The organism is Bacillus thermotolerans (genome assembly GCF_000812025.2).
Lineage (GTDB): Bacteria > Bacillota > Bacilli > Bacillales > Domibacillaceae > Quasibacillus > Quasibacillus thermotolerans.
The window spans coordinates 1-20,264 of record NZ_JWJE02000045.1 but is presented as its reverse complement, the minus strand read 5'-3'; the positions used below and the strand labels follow the sequence as shown (position 1 = coordinate 20,264).

Sequence of the window (20,264 nt, the reverse complement as noted above, 5' to 3'; positions counted from 1 at the left end):
AGCGGAATCATGCGGCATCCAGAAAGGAGAAATGAATGGTACAAGTAAAAGACCAATTGAACAGACCGCTGAGAGACATTCGGATTTCCTTGACGGACCAGTGCAACTTCCGCTGTTCTTACTGCATGCCGGCTGAAATTTTCGGTGCGGATTATCCTTTTTTGCCGAAAGAGGAGTATTTGTCTTTTTCTGAGATTGTAAAGGTCGTACAGGCAGCCGAAGAGCTTGGTGTAGAAAAGATTAGGCTGACAGGCGGTGAGCCGCTGCTGCGGAAAGATTTGCCTAAGCTGATTAGTGAGTTATATAGAAGGACTGGCATTAAAGATATCGCACTGACAACGAATGGGATCTTCCTTCCTAAGCATGCAAAAGAGCTGAAGGAAGCTGGACTCCAGCGGGTGAACATTAGCATGGATGCCCTGGATGATGATGTTTTCAAGCAGATGAATGGCCGTTCCGTCAGCATCAAAGCGGTACTAAAGGGAATCGACGCGGCACTATCAGCTGGGCTTGGCGTAAAGATTAATATGGTCGTGAAAAAGGGAGCGAATGAGGATCAAATTCTTCCGATGGCTCGTTACTTTAAAGAAAGAGGCATTGCGCTCCGCTTTATTGAATTTATGGATGTAGGAAGCACGAACGGCTGGCAGTTGTCTTCTGTCGTATCCAAGAAGGAGATTTTTGACCGTATTAATCATGTCTTTCCGGCAGAACCGGTAAATGAAGCTTATTACGGAGAAGTCGCTAGCCGCTTTCGTTACAAGGATGGCAGCGGCGAATTTGGCGTCATCTCCTCTGTGACGGAGTCGTTTTGCTCTACATGCACAAGAGCGCGCTTATCGGCAGACGGCCGTCTGTACACATGTTTGTTTGCAGCGAAAGGGCACGACTTAAAAACGATTCTTCGGTCGGATGCATCAGCCGATGAAATAAAGGAGTACATCACTTCTGTGTGGGAACACCGCGCAGACCGGTATTCGGATGAACGAACGGAAGAAACAGCGAAAAACCGGCCGAAAATAGAAATGTCTTACATCGGCGGTTAAGGAAAAAGGAGTGGATGGGTTATGACGAGTGAAAATCAAGTGCATGCACATAGACAGCAGGCAGACAGGGATGTTGTCTGTCATGTTATTACGGTCAGCGATACGCGGACAGAGGAGACTGATAAAAGCGGGAAGAAGATTAAAGAGCTGTTAACGGCCAACGGCCACTCTGTCGCCCGTTATGAAATCGTTCCGGATGAGAAAGTGAGCATCCAGCAGGCAGTGTTAAAGGGGATAGCTGATTCGGAGGTAGAGGCTGTGATCATTAATGGCGGCACGGGCATTGCCGAGCGGGATGTAACTATTGAAGCCGTGACTCCTTTATTCGAGAAAGAACTGCCAGGGTTCGGTGAAATTTTCCGGTACCTTAGCTATGCAGAAGATATCGGATCAGCCGCGATAATGTCCCGGGCTGCAGCAGGTGTCGCCGGCCGCACCGTGATTTTTTCTGTTCCCGGCTCTACAGGTGCTGTCACCTTAGCAATGAACAAGCTCATTCTTCAGGAAGCTGGACATATAATCAGCGAATTGAATAAGGATCAATAATTGCTCTTGCTCTTTGTTTTCCATTATTTTCATTGACTTGTTATGTTTGGGAAATTACGATAGGTAAATAAGACATTCAAGTTGCTTCTCTTAGGAAGAATGGAACACACAGGGGGAGAAAGAAATGAGAAAGTGTGGGGACACTGATGCTTTAGGGCCGCTAAAGCCGTTTATTGGGAAGAAAGCCAGTGAAAAAGAACAAGCCGAAGACATGATGAGAGAATTAAAGGATATAAAGTATGCACTAGACCAGTCCTCTATTGTAGCTGTCACGGATCAGCGGGGCAGAATTATCTATGCGAATGATCGGTTTTGTGATATTTCCCAGTATAGCCGAGAGGAATTAATCGGTAAGGACCATCGGCTTTTGAACTCTGGGTACCACTCGAGCAAGTTTTTTAAAAAAATGTGGGCTGCCATCGGTTCAGGCAAAGTGTGGCGGGGAGAGATTAGGAACAGAGCTAAAGATGGATCCTATTACTGGGTCGATACTACCATTGTGCCTTTCCTCAATAAACAGGGCAAACCTTACCAGTATGTCTCCATCCGGAATGATATCACCTCCCGTAAACAAATAGCAGAGAGCTTAAGAAAGAGTGAGGAGAGATACCGCCTCATTGCTGAACGTTCATCGGATCTGATTGCCGTTATAAATAAAGAAGGGTATTTTGATTATATTTCCCCCTCTCACAGTTCATTGCTTGGCCATAATCTGGCCAGGTTGAAGGCAAATGGCCTGTTCCACTGGATCCAGGAAGAGGATTGCGACCCCCTGGCAGAGGAAATTGCACTGCTGGCCGCTAAAAGGAAGCGCTCTTCTTTGCTGGAGTTTCGTATGTGTACCGCCCGCAGTGAGTACCGGAATATAGAAGCGACGATAAACCCCGTATTCGATGAAGAGGGTACCGCTGATCGATTTGTGCTCGTCATGCGAGACCGGACAGAACAAAAGAAATCAGAGGAAATTATTTACCATCTGGCTTATCACGATTCCTTGACGGATTTGCCGAATCGACGCTTGTTTATGAAGCATGTGCACGAAGAGGTTGAGAAAGCAAAGCGCCTCTCTCTTCAGGCGGGTGTGATGTTCATTGATTTAGACCGGTTTAAGTACGTGAATGATTTATGGGGACATGAAAGCGGCGACTACCTCCTGGCTGAAGCAGCTCGGCGGATTAAGGCCTCCATTCGTTCCACTGATTTAGTTGCAAGGCTTGGTGGGGATGAATTTACAGTGTTATTAACAAACGTAAACAGCATAGAGGATGTCGAACGGACTGCCCAGAGAATTCATCTAAACTTTCAAGAACCGGTCGAGCTTCCAGATCAGCTCTATTCTCTTTCTTGCAGTATAGGCATTGCGGTGTTCCCTGATCACGGGAAAGCGGCAGACGAATTATTAAACCGGGCAGATACCGCTTTATATACAGTGAAAGAGAAGAAAAGAAACAGCTACGCTGTTTTTCATCCTGAAATGGAAAAAAAGTCATTAGAGCGGATTTTGCTTGAGAATGAATTAAGGAAAGCGGTGGAGAAGGAGCAGTTTAGTATTGACTACCAGCCAAAATGGAATTTCGCTTCAGGAGAGCTGATCGGGATAGAGGCGCTTATCCGGTGGAGGCACCCTGATTTAGGTACTATTTGTCCGGACAAATTCATCTCTATAGCCGAAGAAATGGGGCTGATGCTGCCTATAGAGAAATGGCTGCTTCGCCATGCGTGTATACAAGGTAAAGAGTGGCAGGATAAAGGCTATCCGTCTGTAAAGATATCGGTTCAGCTATCGTCCTGTCAGTTGGCTCACCCGGGTATTGAGGAGCAGATAGGGGCAATTTTAGAGGAAACGGGCTTAGAGCCGAAATGGCTGGAATTAGAGGTAACAGAGAATGTGCTGGCTGATGTGAATGAATTCTCGTCTGTGCTTGAAAAGCTTCGGCTGTTAGGTATTCATTTGTCGATTGTAAATTTCGGTTCAAGCTACCGTGCTATTACTCATATGAAGCAATTGCCTATTAAGACATTGAAGATTGATGCTTCTTTCATTGAGAATATTCATGAAAGCAAAGAGAGTCGGGCCATTGTGCAGGCGGCCTTAGTTCTTGCGCGAACGATCGGAGCAAACGTGGTAGCCGAAGGTATTGAAAGGGAAGAGCAGCTGGATATTCTAAAGGCTGGTGGCTGCGTGCATGGGCAGGGAGGTTTGCTGAGCCGGCCGTTATCGAGCGAGGAGCTTGAAACTTTGTGGGCTCATCAAGGTGTGTAATAGAATGTAAAAGCAGAGATCCGGCGGTGCTCTTTAGGAGGCACCGCCTTTTTCGGTAGAATGGCTGTCTTTTGTCCTTTGATCTGATTGTTCGCTCTTCCACGGATCAAAGGTAAAAGGAATGCCAATAAGCTGGGCTGTGTCCTTGTCATAGGAAACGAGATCCTTTCTTGAAAGCTCTTTTAACGACTTTTTTCCCATAGCTCTTAGGGCCACCTTCATTTCCTCTGTACTCGCTGTTAAAAATCTCTCGGCACCTTCAGCACCCTCTTCTGTTTGAAACTCGTTTTTAAATTTCCCTTGATTCCAAACAACTTGGGTAGGAGGTTCAAAGGGCATCGGCTTCGTATTCTGATTGTGTGAAACGGCAAATAGCATGGCGGTTCCTAAGTACACAGCGTCTGCACCAAGGGCCAGAACCTTTAAAAAGTGTCCGGGGACGAGCAGGCCGCCTGAAGCAATCAAGCTGATCTTTCCTTTCACGCCGCGCTTTTCCAGGTGATTGGATGCGCGGACAATAGCGTGCAAGGTAGGAATGCCAAAATCGTCGGCTAAGAGAGGCGGGGCTCCGTGAGTGGCCGCTTGTCCGCCATCTACAGCAATATAATCTACATCTATTTCAATTAGCTTATCGATGTCTTCCTCAATTCGGCCGCCTGCCCCTATTTTCGCCCCGATAGGAACGCCTTTGCTTAAGCTTCGCAGTTCTTTTACCAGTCCCTGTACATCCTTTAAGGTCTGATTCTCGAAGAAGCTGTCATAGATGACAGCCGTCTCATTTTCCTTCAGTCCCATAATCTCACGGGCTCGCCCAGTTAAGTTCTCAGGAGAAATTCTTCCTCCTACCCCCATCAATGCCCCTTGTCCGAATTTGATTTCGATCATATCTGCCCGTTGAAGAACTTCCTTCTCCTTAGACCACTCTGTTTTGCCGAATTGCACAATATATTTTCCTGCAGTATCCAATTCTTCGGGAAGGATGCCTCCTTCTCCCGAGTTGATGGCTGTACCGGTTTTTTTAGCCGCCGCAGCCAGGGCGAGTCTTGATTGCTCACTGAGGGCGATACCGTAAGCCATGCCGCTGATCATAAGGGGGATTTTAATTTTCATTGGTTTCTTGGCCTTCGGTCCAATCGTGACTTCCATCTTCACCTCCTGTTCTCCATCTGTCGGAGAGGGATAAATCTGTGCAGGAAGAAAGGTGAGCGAGTCTAAGTGCGGCCATTTTTTTGAAGAGCCCAGCGGACGATGAAGCACATCCCCGGTTTCCGAACGTAAGCTGTTTTCCAACAGGTTCTGTACGCCCATATGGCGAAGGCCGGGCATAAGCTCCATAATGTTTTCCTGGTAGCTGTCAGTGAAAATGATTTTCCCCACCATAGATGCGACTTTCTTTGCGATCCAGCGCCAGCCAAGAAGGACGAAAAGGAAAAACACAAACCCCGCTGCAACCATTCCAAATGTTATATACTGGATAATGTTCGCCATTATAGTCTCTCCCCAATATCTGTTTTTCTTTACGTGGTAAAAGGTGTTAAGATAAAAGATGATCTCTACATTATTTTCCATTATTTCCGGTTTTCTATCATTTATTCAATTGGGAGGCAAAGGGGAGGAGTCTGCGAACAAGAACGCGAAAGAGGAGTTAGCTGTTAATTTTTCGGAGCGGTAAATCGAATATAGAAAGTATCTTACTAAATGGGGGAAGGAAAATGAAAATTCTTATGGTGGGAGCTGGAGCCGTTGGTGGTTATTTCGGCGGCCGGCTGCTTGAAAACGGAGCGGACGTGACGTTTCTCGTTCGCGAAAAGAGGAGGGGCCAGCTTGAGCAAACAGGATTGAATATCGATAGCGTGCATGGCAACATCTCATTAACCCCTCGGCTGCTCACTGCGGGTGAGTCGAATGAACCATTTGATTTAGTCATTATTTCAGTAAAAGCTTATCATTTATCGGGCGTTATAGAAGATATTCGTCCGCATGTGGCAAAAGGAACCACTGTGCTGCCTCTTTTAAACGGCACCGCCCATGTTAGGCAGCTGATAGAAGCATTTGGAGAGGCGGCGGTAATCGGCGGTCTATGCTTTATTGAAACGACGCTTGATGAGGAAGGGACCATCATACAGAAAAGTCCGGTTCATCGGCTTACATATGGCGAGCGTACGCGTGAATTAACACCTCGTATAAAGAAGCTTCAAGCGCTATTCGATGGAGCCAAGGCGTCCTTCGTACTCAGTGATCACATCAATCGTGACATGTGGCACAAATATTTATTTATAACAGCTATGTCAGGACTCACTTCTTTAATGGCTGCTCCAATTGGTCCAATTCGGGGAATGGAAGCCGGACAGCGGACCATTGAAGCATTTTTGCAGGAGCTCGCAAGTATTATGAGAAAGGCAGGCGCTCCTATTGAGGAGGATATTATTGAAAGGCACTTGCGAACTATGAATGAAATGGATGAGGAAATGAAATCTTCTATGCAACGCGACATGGAAAAATTGCTTCCAATTGAAGCGGATCACCTGCAAGGGTATCTGCTTGGAAAAGCAAGGAAAATGGACCTGTCTGCCCCTATTCTTGAAACCGTTTATACAAAGCTGGCTCTGTATGAAAGAGAGCGGAGAGACTAAATTGGGAAAAGCTCGCCGAGTGGCGAGCTTTTCGTATGCAAACAAAGCTGGTTCCTTTTTTGGCAAGTGAGCAACGACAAGATAGGCTTTCTCAATCTTTAGCAAGGTTTAAAGCCGTCTGTGCCGCCTCAAAGTCCACTCGCAGCTGCTCATCCAACTCTCCGGGATGATAGTAACCTTTAGCCATCATATAATTGCTGATATTTTTATGGGTTTCAACAGCTGATCTCAATTGTTCGCGCAGTACAGCCCTTAATTCGGGGGTGGCTGTTTCTGTCAGGGCGACCGCAATGTTTCTAACTCCTGCTTTCGCTGAAATTAAGAAATCAGTGGCGATGACTTGATCGGTCATGCCGCCCATTCCTGCCAGGTTCTTTAATAGCTGGTTCATGACGTCGCTCCTCCTGCTTGTAATATTCCTCTAAGCTGCTGGATCTGTTCCATGCCTACCTGTGCATCATTTTCCAGGAGCGTTTGCAGCTCCTCATCTTTTGCCAGCTTGCTCATAAGGGCTGATTTCGTGACACAAAGGTTCTTGAAGACAAGCAATTCATGGGCATCCAGTGTTTCATGAAGACCTAACGATTCCTTCATCGATTCCACTCCTTCTCCAACGGTTGGTTTGTTTCTTTAGATTGTGTTGTCTGCTTATAATTATCCATTCATATTAACGTTTCTGCCTGCAAAGGACTGCATAGATTTCACCTGCAGAGAAACAATAACGCTGTTGACATAGCCGATAGCGGAGGTGATGGAATTGCAGACAAAAGCAATGGGTTACCATGAAACGATGGAAGTGCATGAGATTTTCAATATGAAGACAGTGTGTCTATTGAAATCCAAGATGATGCAAGGTGTGTGTGTTGACAATGATTTAAAAGCTTTGATGGAGAAGGATGTTCAGCAATCGATGCAAGCCATCCGAGAGCTGCAAAACTTATATGAAAAAGCTCGAACGGATTACACAGAGAGGTGAACAAAATGAGGATGGATTTTCTAGATCCAGAAATGGCTGAAGGGATGCCTGAGAAGACAGATGCCGCCCTTTCCCTAGAGTTTTTGCTGTCTATTAAAAACGGTATACGCAATTATGCATTTGCACTGACAGAAACGGCGAGCTCCGAGGTAAGAGATGCGCTGTATAGGCAGATGGAACAAGCATTGGATTTACATGAAGAAGTATATGAGTTGATGTTGAAGAAGGGCTGGCTCTACCCGCATGATGTCGGCAAGCAGATAGAGCTTGACTTGAAATCAGCCTCTATGGCGCTTGATATCGCCGAAATGAATTTATTCCCTAACGATACAGACCGGCGCGGAATGATGGCGACACCTGATAAGTGAGAGGAGGAAAGCAAGGATGAAAGCTGTAACGTACCAGGGTCTTAAGAATGTCAGTGTGAAAGAAGTTAAAGACCCAGCCGTTGAAAAGGCAGATGACATTATTGTAAAGATTACGGCTTCTGCTATATGCGGGTCTGATTTACATTTGATTCACGGACTAGTTCCTAACATGCCAACGGATTACGTGATCGGTCACGAGCCGGTTGGTATAGTGGAAGAGACAGGGCCTGACGTAACAAAAGTAAAAAAGGGAGATCGTGTCATTATCCCCTTCAATGTAAGCTGCGGCGAATGCTGGTATTGTAAGAACGATATTACAAGCCAATGCGATCACTCTAATCCGCATGGCGAGATGGGAGGATTTTTCGGCTATTCTGAAACAACAGGCGGGTACGCTGGCGGTCAAGCAGAATATTTACGGGTACCGTACGGCAACTTCACGCCATTCAAAATTCCAGAGAGCTGTGAACTGGAGGATGAGAAACTGGTTCTGCTTTCAGATGCCGCCTCTACGGCTTATTGGAGCGTGATTCATGCCGAAGTAAAAAGCGGCGATACGGTCGTCATTCTCGGGTGCGGACCTGTTGGACTGCTTGCCCAAAAGTTTGCCTGGATGAAGGGAGCAGAACGAGTCATTGCTGTTGATCACCTTGCTTATCGTCTGCAGCATGCTGAAAGAACGAATAAAGTGGAAACCGTTAACTTGGAACAGCATGAGAATGTAGGCGAGCATTTGAAAGACATGACAAAGGGTGGAGCAGATGTGGTGATTGACTGCTCGGGCATGAGCGGGAAGATGACACCAATGGAGTTTCTTGCATCAGGCCTCAAGCTCCATGGCGGGGCTATGGGTGGAATTGTTATTGCTTCCCAAGCGGTAAGAAAAGCAGGAACGATCCAGGTCACCGGAGTATATGGCGGGCGATATAATGCTTTCCCGCTTGGGGATATATTCCAGCGCAACGTGACGCTGAGAACAGGACAGGCTCCTGTTATTCCTGTTATTCCAGAGCTGTATCATCTTATGAACGATGGCAAGGTAGATCTTGCTGATATTATTACTCATATTTTGCCGCTTCAGGAAGCTAAACGGGGATATGAGGTATTCGATACAAGAACGGACGGATGTATTAAAGTCGTCCTGAAGCCGTAATGGCTAACGAGCCGTTCTATAGTCAATAAGACTATAGAACAGCTCGTTTTATCAAGCAAAACTGGTTAATCGATTTCCTTTAAATCAAGCCCTTCTACAAATTCAACAAAAGCTTGAACCATATGAAGCTGACGGGACGCCTCATGAAAGAACATCCATGTTTTACGGGTAATTAGTTCTCCATCTTTCGTATAAAGCGGCTGTTTATATAATCCATGTGAATCATGGAGAACCATATCCGGCAAAATAGCGTAGCCGAGCCCATTCTCCGCCATATTTTTACTCGTGCTGGCTTTATCTACTTCAATACTAATGAAAGGCGGTTTTGAAAAGTGGGCTCTCCACCACTCGTCAATCACTGTCTGCAGCATAGGGTCAGCGTGATAGTCGATTCTAGGCAGCTCAGGCAGGTGCTCCAAATCGATTTTCTCTTTGGATGCCACATAAACAGGCTCCTCCAGCAATAGCTTCTTTCCTTCATTCCAGCTGTAATCTCCTTTTACAAAAGCCACGTGTGCTTCTTCTTTATAAATTAAGTCCATCATCTCGCTGCTCCAGCCGGTTGTTACCTTGAATTCAACATTGGGATACTGATCCTTAAAGCCTCTTAGAAGGGCGGGAAGTTTATAGTCTGTAAAAAAGGTAGAGACGGCAAGCCGCAATGTGCCCGATACATTGTCCTCCATGTTTCTTACATTCTCTTTAATCTGCTGAAGCCGAAACAGCATTTCATCTGCACATTTGGCTAAATACTCCCCTTGTGGTGTGAATTGTACACCTCGCCTGCCGCGGTTGACGATCTTCACGCTGAATTCCTTTTCCATTTGCTGCAGTCGATTTGTCAAAGCAGGCTGTGAGATAAAGAGCTTTTTAGCCGCATTCGTAATATTCTTTTCCCGGTAAAGGGTTTGCAGGACGATCCAATCACGTTCCTCCATGCGTTCCTCCTTCTGGCATAACTATTTTTTATCGTTAATTATAGAAAACCAATATTTTATTTATTCCTTCACGTATATTATAGTAATTTATAGAGGATAAACAAAGAAAGAAGGAATATAAATGAGAGGAAATAAATGGTTGTTTTTGGCTCTAAGTGCGGTCGGCGGGTTTCTGCTTTCGTTGACTGGCATGTCCATTGGGTGGATGCTGGGAGCGCTTATGACAGCCGCGATGATTTCTTTCATTTTCCCAGCTGTTTTAGGTGAGAAGGGCTTGCCTAAATCGTGGATGTATTTAGGTCAATTGATATTAGGGATCGAACTCGGTCGAAAGATAAATTTGGAAGTGGTATCAGCCTTTCAGTCGCATGGCTTAGTAATTGTCATAGTACTGCTGGCATCCATTGCTTTTTCCTTGCTGTCAGGCTACGTTCTTTGGAAATTCAGCCAGACAGACATGATGACTAGCTTCTTCGGCACCACACCTGGGGGCCTGTCTGCAATGCCTGCGATTGCGGAGGAAACAGGGGCAAACACTGGTGTCGTCAGCATCATTCAAACGATGCGTGTTTTCCTGGTTGTCCTAATCATTCCGGTATTTGTTTCTATGTGGGCGGTGTCCCCAGATGAGTCGGCGGGTGCCGCAAGTGCTGTACCAGTATTCGAGATGAATCATGCCGTATGGACAGCTGTACTTGTTGTTGTAGGCTGGGGAGGGTATCACCTGGGCAAACGCTTAAAATTCCCGGCTCCATGGCTTCTCGGCAGCATGCTGGCTGTAGCGGTGGTGCAGTCAGCCACTTCTACCTATGCAGGGCACGACATGACGGTATTCTGGCCGCATGAATTAATCGTTCTTTCGCAAATCTTGATTGCGGCTTCTATCGGATCACGCCTTCGCAAAAGCATGTTCGTTGGGCTGAAAAGAACATTGGTTGTTGCGTTCATCAGCACAGCAGGGTTGATTGCTGCGATGTTTGGCTGTGCTGCCTTAGTGGCGAAGCTGACAGGTATTTCGTTCATCACGGCTGTCCTTGCCTTTGCACCGGGCGGCATTGCTGAAATGGCGACAACAGCTATTGTCCTTCATGCTGATTCTACCTTTGTGGTGGCTGTTCAAGTGCTGCGTGTACTAGCTGTGGTGCTGATTATGCCGGTGTTCTTCCGGCTGCTGCACGGCTGGGAGGTTCGAAAAGGCATGCATTCTCATGCATCAGCTTAAAAAAGTTTATTAAAAGAGAAGGAACGCTCCTGTGAAGGGACGTTCCTTTTTTATGTTTTTCAACTTTTTCAGGCATGAGATGAATGATACAATTGAAAACAAGTTTAAATATTCTAAAAATTAAATAAAGGAGAGGCGCCAGTATGGGACTAACTATTGTGGATATGCATATGGGGCAGAAAGCAAGCCTGTCACGTATTTTTACGGAAGAGGATGTCAAGGCGTGTAATGAATTAACAAAGGATTTTAACCCAGTTTATCAGCCCGATGAAGAAATATGGAAGAGGCGATATAGCAAGCCTGTTGTTCCTGGTTTGTTAACAGAAGGATTAATTACACAAGTCATCAGCAGGAAAATTCCGGGAGGTCCTTGTATTTTGCTGCAGAAAGAATTTGTTTTCTACCGGCCTGTACATATAGGAGATGAAATCACGGCTGAAATTGAAGTGATTGATATTAATACAAAGAGAAACTGGGTGACACAGAAGGTAACCTGCTTTAATCAGGAAGGAACAGAAGTATTAAAGGGACAAGTAGTCATTCTCGTTCAAGCAAATGATAGGGAATAGGTGGTGCAAACAGTGGAAGTAAAAAGTATACTGGAGCAAAAGAAAGAGTGGGGGTGTCTGGAAATAGACGGCAAAGGTAATCTTCTATCAGCCAGCCCGGATTTTTTCCAGCATTTTAATGTGACCCCTTCTGAACTAAGGAATTGCACTGTGAATGAGGTGATTAAGTATCCTGCCTTTCAATCTTCTTTTCAAAGTATACTGCAAAAGCCTGTGTTCTTTGGCACCGTCGCAGGCCGTTCTTGCTTACTTCGCCTAACAAGGGAAGACGACCGGTTCTTTTTGCACGTTCTCGTTGACCAAGATGAGGTGAGGCCTTCAGATATTCTTTCCTTTGCCCAATCTCTCGCGGGAACAAGAAAAAGGGAAGCAGCTTTAGGTTACCGATACAGCTTTGATGACATTATTGGAGAGAGCCCTGCTGCCAAGCAAATAAAAGAGCTGGCCGCTCGAGTGGCAACCAGCAGTTCGACTGTGCTTCTGACAGGGGAAAGCGGAACGGGAAAGGAGCTGTTTGCCCAGGCCATTCATGGGTTAAGTACAAGGAAACACCAGCCTTTTGTAGCAGTAAATTGTGCAGCCATTCCTGATGAATTGTTTGAATCTGAAGTATTTGGCTATGAAGCAGGAGCATTCAGCGGGGCAAAGAAAGAGGGCAAGCCAGGGAAAATAGAAAGAGCCCAGCATGGAACTCTCTTCTTAGATGAGATCTCTGAGCTGCCTTATCAGGCGCAAGGAAAGCTTTTGCGTGTGCTCCAAGAGCGAGAGATAGAACGGCTTGGCGGCACTGTCAGCAAACATATTGATGTCCGGATTATTGCAGCGACCAATCGCGATTTACAAGCGTTAGTACAGGAAGGTAAGTTTCGTCAAGACTTGTTTTATCGCCTTTATGTATTCGAGCTGCAAATCCCTCCGCTGAGGAAAAGAAAGGAAGATATTCTGCCAATTGCTCATCATTTTATTCATCATTTTAACGGCGAGCTCCACAAGAATGTGCAATATATATCACCCTCTTTGGAAAAATGGCTGCTTGAGAATCCATGGGATGGAAATATTCGAGAATTAAAGGCTTGTATTGAACGGGCGATGAATTTAGCGGATAGCGATACGCTTACATTGGAAAGTCTATATTTGCCTTCGTTTCAGGGAGCTGAGCCAAAGAATATGCAATCCGTAGACGAGGAAACAGCTGAAGCAGGTTTAAGTTTAAAGGAAGAAGTAGAGAAGGCAGAGATTTCAGCCATTCAGCGCGCGCTAAGGCAATGTAATGGAGACCGTCTGCTGGCTGCCCAGGCGCTGCACATACACCCAGCGAGTCTTTACCGGAAGATCTCTAAGTACCAGTTAAAATAGAGAGCAAGAGGAGAATAACGTTTTTTAACACACAGCTTTTGTGTGTTTTTTATTTTGTCTATTTGCAAGAGTGTAGAAAAATTCGCAAATAATATTCTTAATTTTGCGAAAAATATAGTTATTTGTATGGAGTTTATTGGACATTAACGGTTTTAATAGCAAAAAAAGCTGGCACGGAAGTTGCTTTATAGAAGAGCAAAGAGAAAGAAAAGGAGGGAGAGTGTATGCTGGATTTTTCATTTTCTGAAGAACAGCAAGCATTCAGAGAGATGTTAAGGGAGTTTTCCTTGAAAGAACTGCTCCCGAACTACACGAAGTGGGATAGTGAAGGGGAGTTTCCCCGCCATTTATGGAAGCGGCTCGGTGAGCTGGGGGTAAACGGCCTGCGTGTGCCTGAGAAATATGGAGGAAGCGGCGCCGACTGTGTCACAACCGGAATAGCGGCAGAAGAAGTCGGCCGGGGAGACTTTAATTTAACATACGCTGTCATGCTGAACGGTCTAATCTCCGACATTATTAACAACCATGCGGCAGATTCTTTAAAGCAAAAGTGGCTCCCACAGATTGCCAGCGGTGACAAGGTAGTAGGAATCGCGCTTACTGAGCCTGCTGCCGGAACAGATGCCGCGGGAATCCGCTCAACAGCCGTACGAAAAGGGGACCGTTACATATTAAACGGTGAGAAATCAGGAATCAGTGCAGCGACGATTGGTGACATGTTTATCGTTTTCGCGAAAACTGATCAGCAATCCGGCAGCCGGGGCGTTAGTGCTTTTATCGTTCCGCGAGACCTGCCGGGCATGGAATGCAAGGGCTACGAGGATATGGGCAATGTTCTAATTGGACGAGGGTCTATTTATATGAGTGATGTCGAAGTGCCGGAAGAAAACTTAATCGGCCTTGAGAATCAAGGGTTTTCGCAGGTGATGAACGGGTTTGACTTAAGCCGGCTGTTAATTGGCCTGCAATGTGCAGGTGCCGCCTTCCAAAGCTTAGATGAAACGATTGAACATGTGAAGACACGGCACTCATTCGGAAAGCCGCTTGCAAAATATCAAGGTGTCTCCTTTCCGATCGTTCATCACTATACACACTTGGAACTAATCAAGTGGCAGGCGTACCGAGGGCTGTGGCTGCGTGACCAGGGGAAAAAGCACTCGAAGGAAGCAGCTTCTGTGAAGTGGTTAGGTCCGAAGTACAGCCAGGAAGCTATTCACGAATGTCTGCTTCTGAACGGCCACTACGCCTATACGAAGGAAATGCCGCTTGAGCAGCGATTGCGTGATGTGATCGGCTTAGAAATCGGGGATGGCACAGCCCAGGCTAATAAATTTGTCATTGCAAAAGAACTCATCGGAAAAGAGTATAAGCCTTATTAAAAATAGGAGGGATCTACGATGGAAAAGGCAAGCACAATTAATGAACAGGCGAAGAAGGCAGATTTACAGGATGTCATCTATGAAAAGAAGAAGGGGATAGCTAAAATCACGATTAACCGACCAGAAGTATACAATGCCTTTCGTGCACAGACAGTGAAAGAGTTAATCTGGTCTTTCCGGGATGCCTGGGATGATAACGAAATTGGTGTGGTTATCTTAACGGGGACCGGCGAGAAAGCATTTTGCACTGGCGGTGACCAAAAGGGCAAAGGTGATAGCGGCTATGACAGCTCAGGCGGTTTAGGCGGGGGAATTGGATTAGAAATAGAAGAGCTTCACCGAACAATCCGCGGCATTCCAAAGCCTGTGATCGCTGCCGTGAACGGATACGCCATTGGAGGGGGGCATGTGCTGCACGTGGTTTGTGACTTAACGATCGCTTCTGAAACCGCTATCTTTGGTCAAAGCGGGCCTAAGGTAGGCAGCTATGATGCTGGGTATGGCACCGCCTATCTAGCAAGGATTGTCGGTGAAAAGAAAGCGAGAGAAATCTGGTACTTATGTGAAAAGTACTCTGCACAAGAAGCGAAGGAAATGGGGCTTGTGAATAAAGTGGTTCCGCCAGAAAAGCTGATGGAAGCTGCTGAAGGATGGGCAGGTAAGATTTTAGAAAAGAGTCCAACCGCTTTGAAGATGCTTAAGATTTCCTTTAACGCGGATTCGGCAAATATTGACGGCATTTCCCAGCTGGCGATGGGAAGTCTGGCAATGTTTTATCAATCGGAAGAATCTGCGGAGGGCAGAGATGCATTTCTGGAAAAGCGTCCAGTCGATTTTAAGAAATTCAGAAAGTAAGTAGGCAGTCCCTATTAAAAAAGGAGGTTGAACGCTAATGGGTTTCGAAACAATGCTGACAGAGGAGTATAGGAAGAGGTACGAGTCAGAGTGGCCGAATAAAACAATCTTGGATTATCTAAAGGAAGCCGTTACCAGCAACCCGGATAAGTTGGCGATTGTCGATAGAAAGAGCCGCTATACGTATAAAGAGCTTAGTGAATTAGTCGATCGAGCTGCTCTTGGCCTTCTGGAGTTGGGGTTAAAAAAAGGAGATGTAATATCCATTCAACTCCCTAACTGGAATGAATTCGTCATTTTGCATTTAGCAATTACGAGGATAGGGGCTATTACCAATCCATTAGTTCCGATCTACCGAGATAGGGAAATTCGATTTATGGCTAAAATGGCCGAATCGAAAATGATTATTGTGCCGGATGAATTCCGTGGATTTAATTATCCCGATATGATTAAGCGCCTTTTGCCCGAGTGGCCGTCTATGCAGCATGTGTTTGTCCTTGGAGATCATGTGCCGGAGGGAATGAATTCTCTCTCAAGTTTCCTCAACGAACCGTGGGAGAGGCGAAGAGACCGTGCGGAGCTGGACCAAATCCAGTTAGACCCGAATGAGCTGGTCGAGGTGATTTTTACTTCAGGCACGACAGGGGAACCTAAGGGAGTGATGCATACCCATAATACGGTGCTGACCGCTCCTGTTTACTGGATCGACCATTTGTCTTTAACTGCTGATGACGTGGTTTTCATGGCCTCTACTTTTGCTCATCAGACAGGATTTTTGTACGGTGTCTGCCTGCCGATTATTTTTGGAGGAACAGCCATCTATCAAGATATTTGGAATCCAAATGAGTTTCTTGAGCTCATAGAGAAAGAGAGAATTACTTTTACAACGAGTGCCACACCGTTTCTTCAGGACGTCATTCAAGCAGAAAGAATAGAAGACTTTGATATTAGCTCTTTAAGAGCCTTCATTGCTGTAGGGGCACCTATTCCAAGGGCTGTCGTGAAGCAAGCTGCTGAAAAACTGCCATGCAAGATCTTATCGGGATGGGGACAGACAGAAGATGGAATGGTCACTGCTACGTTAATAGATGATACAGAAGAAAAGCTGACAAGCACGGATGGTGCGCCGTTTCCTGGAATGGAAATAAAAGTTGTCGATCCACAAGGCCGTACATTGCCGCCGAATGTAGAAGGGAATTTGCTTTGCAGGGGTCCTGCTTTGTTCGTTGGATATTTGAAACGTCTTGAGCAGACAAAATCAGAATTTGACGGCGATTGGTTCATGACAGGGGACCGGGCGTTTATGGATCAAGATGGTTACATCCGTATTGCGGGACGCAGCAAGGACATTATTATCCGAGGCGGAGAGAATATACCGGTTGCTTATGTGGAGAATGTGCTATATGAGCATCCAGACATCGCTAATGTACAAATTGTCGCTATGCCGGATGCACGGCTCCAGGAAAGGGCGTGTGCGTTTATCACTATGAAGCCGGATAAAGAGGCGCTGACGCTGGAAACGATGAAACAGTTCCTGGAGGCGAAAGGGCTGACAAAGCAATATTGGCCGGAGCACTTGGAAGTGATAGATCAATTCCCCACTACGCCAAGCGGGAAAATTCAAAAGTTCCGCCTTCGTGAACTAATCAAAGAAAAAATGACAAACCGAGTCTGAATATAGTCATGAATAAATAAAAAATGGAGGGTCAGGAAATGGAGAAAAGGGTCGCATTTGTTACAGGAGCAGGAAGCGGATTAGGAAGAGAGATTGCACGGACACTGGCATCGAACCAAATGAACATCGTGGTAGCTGATATTAATATGGCGAATGCACAGGAAACCGTTTCACTTATTAAGGAGGAAGGCAATAAAGCAACAGCTGTCCTCTGCGATGTCACGGATTTAGAAGCAGTGCAAAAAGCCGTACAGGAATCGGTACAGAGGTACGGGAAGGTCGATGTACTTGTGAACAATGCTGGCTGGGATAAAGTAGAGCCCTTTCTTAAAAGCAGCCCAGATACATGGGACCGTATCATCGATATTAATTTACGCGGCCAGATTAATACATGTAAGGTCATTTTGCCGCTGATGATTGAAAATGGGTATGGCAAGGTGGTCAATGTAGCTTCGGACGCAGCGAGAGTCGGTTCAAGCGGTGAGGCGGTTTATTCCGCTGCAAAGGGTGGAGTTATTGCTTTTACGAAAACATTAGCGAGAGAAATGGCTCGTCATAAATTAAATGTGAACTGTGTATGTCCTGGCCCTAGCGATACACCGCTTATCCAGGAGATTGGCACTTATAATGAAGGAATTGTCAGTGCTTTGGAAAAAGCGATTCCGTTCCGCCGTTTAGCTGAACCGAAGGACATTGCTGGTGCGGTTGCCTATTTTGTTTCTGATGAGGCAGGCTATGTGACGGGACAAACGCTGTCTGTCAATGGCGGATTAACGATGGTATAACCGGCCGCTGAGCGAAATGAAAGAGGTATAAGAGCAGCTGCATCTCTGGTTTAGAGATGCAGCAGACTATTAGGAGGACTAGGAGAAAATGGGATATGAAAACATTTTAACAGAAACGAAAGGTGAGCTAGGGGTTATTACCATTAACCGTCCCTCTGTCAGAAATGCATTGAACGATCGAACGATCAATGAAATGGCACATGCTTTTAATATGTTTGAACAAGATGAGTACGTCCGCATCATTGTGTTCACGGCAACGGGGGGAAAGGCATTTGCTGCAGGCGCTGATATAAATGAAGTGAACCGCTATACACCGATGACCGCCTTATCGTACGGTATGGCCAATTTATATAAGAAGATTGAAAGCTGTAGAAAGGTCACTATTGCGGCTATTAACGGCATTGCTCTCGGCGGCGGCTTTGAGCTGGCATTATCATGTGATATTCGCCTGGCTTCCGAGAAAGCAGTATTTGGCCTTCCTGAGCTGAATTTAGGGGTGATTCCGGCTGCCGGCGGCACACAGCGGCTAACAAGGCTGATTGGCAAAGGGCGCACGCTTAATTATATGCTGACAGGTGATCTTTTCTCAGCTAGCGAGGCTAAAGAAATCGGCCTGGTCACAGATGTAATTCCTCCAGAGCAGCTGTGGAGCGCCGTTGAAGGGAAAGCCCAGAGGATTTTAACGAAGGGACCGCTCGCTGTCCAGCTTGCTAAGCTGTCCGTTCAGAATGGAGGAGAAACAGACATTCAAACAGGGCTGCTTATTGAACAGCTTTCTCAGGCTGTGCTGTATAGCTCCGAGGATAAGAGAGAAGGGACGTCCGCATTCCTTGAGAAGCGCCGTGCTGCTTTTGTTGGACAATAAAGGCTAGGAAAGCGGAGCGCCATATAAACCTCCATTTGCAGAATAAAATATTCTCATCAAAGGCGGGGTCAAATGAATTGGCCCCGTTATTACTTTAGCTGCCGCTGCTGAAGAAAAACCATGCCCGCCAGTAATACTGAGACAACCCCTGCTTAACAGGACGGCTAGGTTTCATCGTTTAGGGACGGTATGGGATAGCTGGAGAATCAAAAAGAAGAAAGGCCTGTTAAACCAGCAGGAAAGTTGTTGATTCCAGACTATTCAGTTATCATTTAGGTAAGGGAGGGAGTTAGAAAATGAAAGCAATTATACTAAGAGAGACAGGTGGACCTCAGAAGCTCAGTTATGAAGAGTTACCGACACCCGCACCGAAGGAAGGAGAAGTTCTCGTACGTTTGAAGTACGCTTCTCTGAACAGAAGGGATGTATGGATCACTTATGGGCAATATCCAGGTATGCAGCTGCCGGCTATCCTGGGCTCTGACGGGTCTGGAGAGGTAGCGGCAGTTGGAGAAGGCGTAAAAAATATAAAAGAGGGCAGTGAAGTGGTTATTTATCCTTCATTAAATTGGGGAGAAAACCAGTCATTTAATGACTCGAGGCATACAGTTTTAGGCATGCCCTCAGACGGTACATATGCGCAGTATGTGGCTGTTCCGGCTGAGAATGTTTATCCAAAGCCTGATTATTTATCTTTAGAAGAGGCAGCCGCTTTGCCGTTATCCGCGTTGACTGCCTATCGGGCAGTTGCGGTGAGGGGAGAAGTGAAAGAAGGAGAGACCGTATTGATCCCTGGAATTGGCAGTGGGGTAGCCTTGTATGCTTTGCAAATAGCTGTGAGTCTTGGAGCAAAGGTGTTTGTTACATCGAGTGACGATGAGAAGATTAAGAGAGCAGTAGAATTAGGTGCTGCCGGCGGAGTAAATTACGGCTCGGATACATATGTGAAAGAACTGAAGAAATTAATGGGACAAGCTGATGTATCTATTGATGGTGTAGGCGGCAGCACATTCAACGATTTGATTTATTTATCAAAGCCAGGTGCACGAATTGTGAATTTCGGTTCTACTGCCGGACCGGTTCCGGAACTTGTTCTTCCGCGTCTTTTCTTTAAGCATTTAGATGTGAAAGGAACGACAATGGGGAGTCCGAAAGACTTTGAAGAAATGCTCCAATTCTTTGCAAAGCACGAAATACGCCCGATTATTGATCGAGCCTTTCCTCTTGAACAGGCAGAAGAGGCCCAGTTATATATGGAGAAAGGAAAGCAATTTGGGAAGATCATGTTAGAGATACCAGAAGCTGAATAGATCATTTAGCTTCTCGCTTGTTAACTAAGCCATTCACCTTTCTTGCTTTTTAAAGGAGCCTAGGTGAATGGCTGAAATTTTAAGCAAAAAAGGCATTGACCGAATCTAAAACAGGTGGTATAGTATTAATTGCTGACTAACAAAGTCCCATACGGCTAAAAGAGAAATAAAAAAGTTATTGACTTTGGAAGTTGATGAGTGTTATAATATATAGGCAACGTTAAGTTGTTGGGTATTGATCTTTGAAAACTGAACAAAATACATGCCAGTTAATTCTTGATTTATTTATTTTATGAGCAATCAAACATCTTTTTGGAGAGTTTGA

Annotated in this window: 20 protein-coding genes; 16 read left to right on the top strand and 4 right to left on the bottom strand. The window is 45.8% G+C overall.

Annotated features, from left to right (window positions below):
- Positions 1–35 precede the first annotated feature (35 nt).
- The 3 genes from moaA (at position 36) to QY97_RS14670 (ending at position 3,855) form a co-directional block, all read left to right on the top strand.
- Positions 36–1,046 carry a GTP 3',8-cyclase MoaA gene (gene moaA, locus QY97_RS14680; RefSeq protein ID WP_039237983.1) on the top strand — a complete coding sequence of 337 codons (1,011 nt, stop codon included), beginning with the start codon at positions 36–38 and terminating at the stop codon, positions 1,044–1,046.
- A 21-nt stretch (positions 1,047–1,067) separates the two neighbouring features.
- Positions 1,068–1,592 carry a MogA/MoaB family molybdenum cofactor biosynthesis protein gene (locus QY97_RS14675; RefSeq protein WP_039237981.1) on the top strand — a complete coding sequence of 175 codons (525 nt, stop codon included), beginning with the start codon at positions 1,068–1,070 and terminating at the stop codon, positions 1,590–1,592.
- Between the two features lie 124 nt (positions 1,593–1,716).
- Entirely contained in the window at positions 1,717–3,855 is a 2,139-nt protein-coding gene (locus QY97_RS14670; protein WP_039237979.1) for a bifunctional diguanylate cyclase/phosphodiesterase, read from the top strand.
- Between the two features lie 33 nt (positions 3,856–3,888).
- On the opposite strand, the gene QY97_RS14665 is transcribed toward QY97_RS14670, so the two are convergent.
- Positions 3,889–5,343, bottom strand: coding sequence for an FMN-binding glutamate synthase family protein (locus QY97_RS14665; protein ID WP_039237977.1), 1,455 nt, complete (start codon positions 5,341–5,343; stop codon positions 3,889–3,891).
- Positions 5,344–5,567: 224 nt separating this feature from the next.
- On the opposite strand from QY97_RS14665, the gene QY97_RS14660 reads away from it, so the two are divergent.
- The gene (locus tag QY97_RS14660; RefSeq protein ID WP_039237975.1) at positions 5,568–6,488 is read left to right on the top strand and encodes a ketopantoate reductase family protein; all 921 of its coding nucleotides are present in this window, start codon (positions 5,568–5,570) and stop codon (positions 6,486–6,488) included.
- A gap of 91 nt (positions 6,489–6,579) precedes the next feature.
- Here the strand turns inward: QY97_RS14660 and QY97_RS14655 are convergent, their stop codons facing one another.
- Positions 6,580–6,879, bottom strand: a complete 300-nt coding sequence (locus QY97_RS14655; RefSeq protein ID WP_039237974.1) for a spore coat protein — start codon at positions 6,877–6,879, stop codon at positions 6,580–6,582.
- Positions 6,876–7,082, bottom strand: a complete 207-nt coding sequence (locus QY97_RS14650) for a hypothetical protein (protein WP_039237972.1) — start codon at positions 7,080–7,082, stop codon at positions 6,876–6,878. Before QY97_RS14650 ends, QY97_RS14655 begins: the two co-directional genes overlap by 4 nt.
- Before the next feature lie 178 nt (positions 7,083–7,260).
- Here QY97_RS14650 and QY97_RS14645 point away from each other — a divergent pair, with 178 nt between their 5' ends.
- From QY97_RS14645 to QY97_RS14635, 3 genes are read left to right on the top strand one after another with little or no spacing between them, the layout of a single operon-like run.
- Positions 7,261–7,464, top strand: coding sequence for a spore coat protein (locus QY97_RS14645; RefSeq protein WP_099098572.1), 204 nt, complete (start codon positions 7,261–7,263; stop codon positions 7,462–7,464).
- Between the two features lie 5 nt (positions 7,465–7,469).
- Positions 7,470–7,832, top strand: coding sequence for a spore coat protein (locus QY97_RS14640; protein WP_039237968.1), 363 nt, complete (start codon positions 7,470–7,472; stop codon positions 7,830–7,832).
- A 16-nt stretch (positions 7,833–7,848) separates the two neighbouring features.
- Positions 7,849–8,985, top strand: a complete 1,137-nt coding sequence (locus QY97_RS14635) for a zinc-dependent alcohol dehydrogenase (RefSeq protein WP_039237966.1) — start codon at positions 7,849–7,851, stop codon at positions 8,983–8,985.
- A 65-nt stretch (positions 8,986–9,050) separates the two neighbouring features.
- Here the strand turns inward: QY97_RS14635 and QY97_RS14630 are convergent, their stop codons facing one another.
- Positions 9,051–9,923 (bottom strand): LysR family transcriptional regulator, encoded by an 873-nt coding sequence (locus QY97_RS14630; protein ID WP_039237964.1) that lies wholly within the window; start codon positions 9,921–9,923, stop codon positions 9,051–9,053.
- 121 nt (positions 9,924–10,044) lie between these two features.
- Here QY97_RS14630 and QY97_RS14625 point away from each other — a divergent pair, with 121 nt between their 5' ends.
- From QY97_RS14625 to QY97_RS14585, 9 genes are all read left to right on the top strand, one after another.
- Positions 10,045–11,145, top strand: coding sequence for an AbrB family transcriptional regulator (locus QY97_RS14625; RefSeq protein WP_039237961.1), 1,101 nt, complete (start codon positions 10,045–10,047; stop codon positions 11,143–11,145).
- Positions 11,146–11,288: 143 nt separating this feature from the next.
- Complete coding sequence (locus QY97_RS14620) at positions 11,289–11,714, top strand: MaoC family dehydratase (protein WP_039237959.1); 426 nt, start codon at positions 11,289–11,291, stop codon at positions 11,712–11,714.
- Positions 11,715–11,726: 12 nt separating this feature from the next.
- Positions 11,727–13,070: a sigma-54 interaction domain-containing protein gene (locus QY97_RS14615; protein WP_052725901.1), complete on the top strand. Its 1,344-nt coding sequence runs from the start codon at positions 11,727–11,729 to the stop codon at positions 13,068–13,070.
- 224 nt (positions 13,071–13,294) lie between these two features.
- Positions 13,295–14,449 carry an acyl-CoA dehydrogenase family protein gene (locus QY97_RS14610; protein WP_175286640.1) on the top strand — a complete coding sequence of 385 codons (1,155 nt, stop codon included), beginning with the start codon at positions 13,295–13,297 and terminating at the stop codon, positions 14,447–14,449.
- A gap of 18 nt (positions 14,450–14,467) precedes the next feature.
- Complete coding sequence (gene menB, locus QY97_RS14605) at positions 14,468–15,304, top strand: 1,4-dihydroxy-2-naphthoyl-CoA synthase (RefSeq protein ID WP_039237957.1); 837 nt, start codon at positions 14,468–14,470, stop codon at positions 15,302–15,304.
- A gap of 37 nt (positions 15,305–15,341) precedes the next feature.
- Positions 15,342–16,979 carry an AMP-binding protein gene (locus tag QY97_RS14600; protein ID WP_039237955.1) on the top strand — a complete coding sequence of 546 codons (1,638 nt, stop codon included), beginning with the start codon at positions 15,342–15,344 and terminating at the stop codon, positions 16,977–16,979.
- A gap of 38 nt (positions 16,980–17,017) precedes the next feature.
- The gene (locus QY97_RS14595) at positions 17,018–17,764 is read left to right on the top strand and encodes an SDR family NAD(P)-dependent oxidoreductase (RefSeq protein ID WP_039237953.1); all 747 of its coding nucleotides are present in this window, start codon (positions 17,018–17,020) and stop codon (positions 17,762–17,764) included.
- 88 nt (positions 17,765–17,852) lie between these two features.
- Entirely contained in the window at positions 17,853–18,629 is a 777-nt protein-coding gene (locus tag QY97_RS14590; RefSeq protein ID WP_039237951.1) for an enoyl-CoA hydratase/isomerase family protein, read from the top strand.
- A gap of 296 nt (positions 18,630–18,925) precedes the next feature.
- The gene (locus tag QY97_RS14585) at positions 18,926–19,939 is read left to right on the top strand and encodes a zinc-binding dehydrogenase (RefSeq protein ID WP_039237950.1); all 1,014 of its coding nucleotides are present in this window, start codon (positions 18,926–18,928) and stop codon (positions 19,937–19,939) included.
- Positions 19,940–20,264: the final 325 nt, after the last annotated feature.

Coding starts and splice junctions, on each gene's coding strand:
- QY97_RS14665 (WP_039237977.1), bottom strand. CDS start 5,343: ATGGCGAACATTATCCAGTATATAACATTTGGAATGGTTGCAGCGGGG.
- QY97_RS14645 (WP_099098572.1), top strand. CDS start 7,261: ATGGGTTACCATGAAACGATGGAAGTGCATGAGATTTTCAATATGAAG.
- QY97_RS14655 (WP_039237974.1), bottom strand. CDS start 6,879: ATGAACCAGCTATTAAAGAACCTGGCAGGAATGGGCGGCATGACCGAT.
- QY97_RS14595 (WP_039237953.1), top strand. CDS start 17,018: ATGGAGAAAAGGGTCGCATTTGTTACAGGAGCAGGAAGCGGATTAGGA.
- QY97_RS14625 (WP_039237961.1), top strand. CDS start 10,045: ATGAGAGGAAATAAATGGTTGTTTTTGGCTCTAAGTGCGGTCGGCGGG.
- QY97_RS14585 (WP_039237950.1), top strand. CDS start 18,926: ATGAAAGCAATTATACTAAGAGAGACAGGTGGACCTCAGAAGCTCAGT.
- QY97_RS14600 (WP_039237955.1), top strand. CDS start 15,342: ATGGGTTTCGAAACAATGCTGACAGAGGAGTATAGGAAGAGGTACGAG.
- QY97_RS14620 (WP_039237959.1), top strand. CDS start 11,289: ATGGGACTAACTATTGTGGATATGCATATGGGGCAGAAAGCAAGCCTG.
- QY97_RS14590 (WP_039237951.1), top strand. CDS start 17,853: ATGGGATATGAAAACATTTTAACAGAAACGAAAGGTGAGCTAGGGGTT.
- QY97_RS14670 (WP_039237979.1), top strand. CDS start 1,717: ATGAGAAAGTGTGGGGACACTGATGCTTTAGGGCCGCTAAAGCCGTTT.
- QY97_RS14660 (WP_039237975.1), top strand. CDS start 5,568: ATGAAAATTCTTATGGTGGGAGCTGGAGCCGTTGGTGGTTATTTCGGC.
- moaA (WP_039237983.1), top strand. CDS start 36: ATGGTACAAGTAAAAGACCAATTGAACAGACCGCTGAGAGACATTCGG.
- QY97_RS14630 (WP_039237964.1), bottom strand. CDS start 9,923: ATGGAGGAACGTGATTGGATCGTCCTGCAAACCCTTTACCGGGAAAAG.
- QY97_RS14635 (WP_039237966.1), top strand. CDS start 7,849: ATGAAAGCTGTAACGTACCAGGGTCTTAAGAATGTCAGTGTGAAAGAA.
- menB (WP_039237957.1), top strand. CDS start 14,468: ATGGAAAAGGCAAGCACAATTAATGAACAGGCGAAGAAGGCAGATTTA.
- QY97_RS14640 (WP_039237968.1), top strand. CDS start 7,470: ATGAGGATGGATTTTCTAGATCCAGAAATGGCTGAAGGGATGCCTGAG.
- QY97_RS14675 (WP_039237981.1), top strand. CDS start 1,068: ATGACGAGTGAAAATCAAGTGCATGCACATAGACAGCAGGCAGACAGG.
- QY97_RS14650 (WP_039237972.1), bottom strand. CDS start 7,082: ATGAAGGAATCGTTAGGTCTTCATGAAACACTGGATGCCCATGAATTG.
- QY97_RS14610 (WP_175286640.1), top strand. CDS start 13,295: ATGCTGGATTTTTCATTTTCTGAAGAACAGCAAGCATTCAGAGAGATG.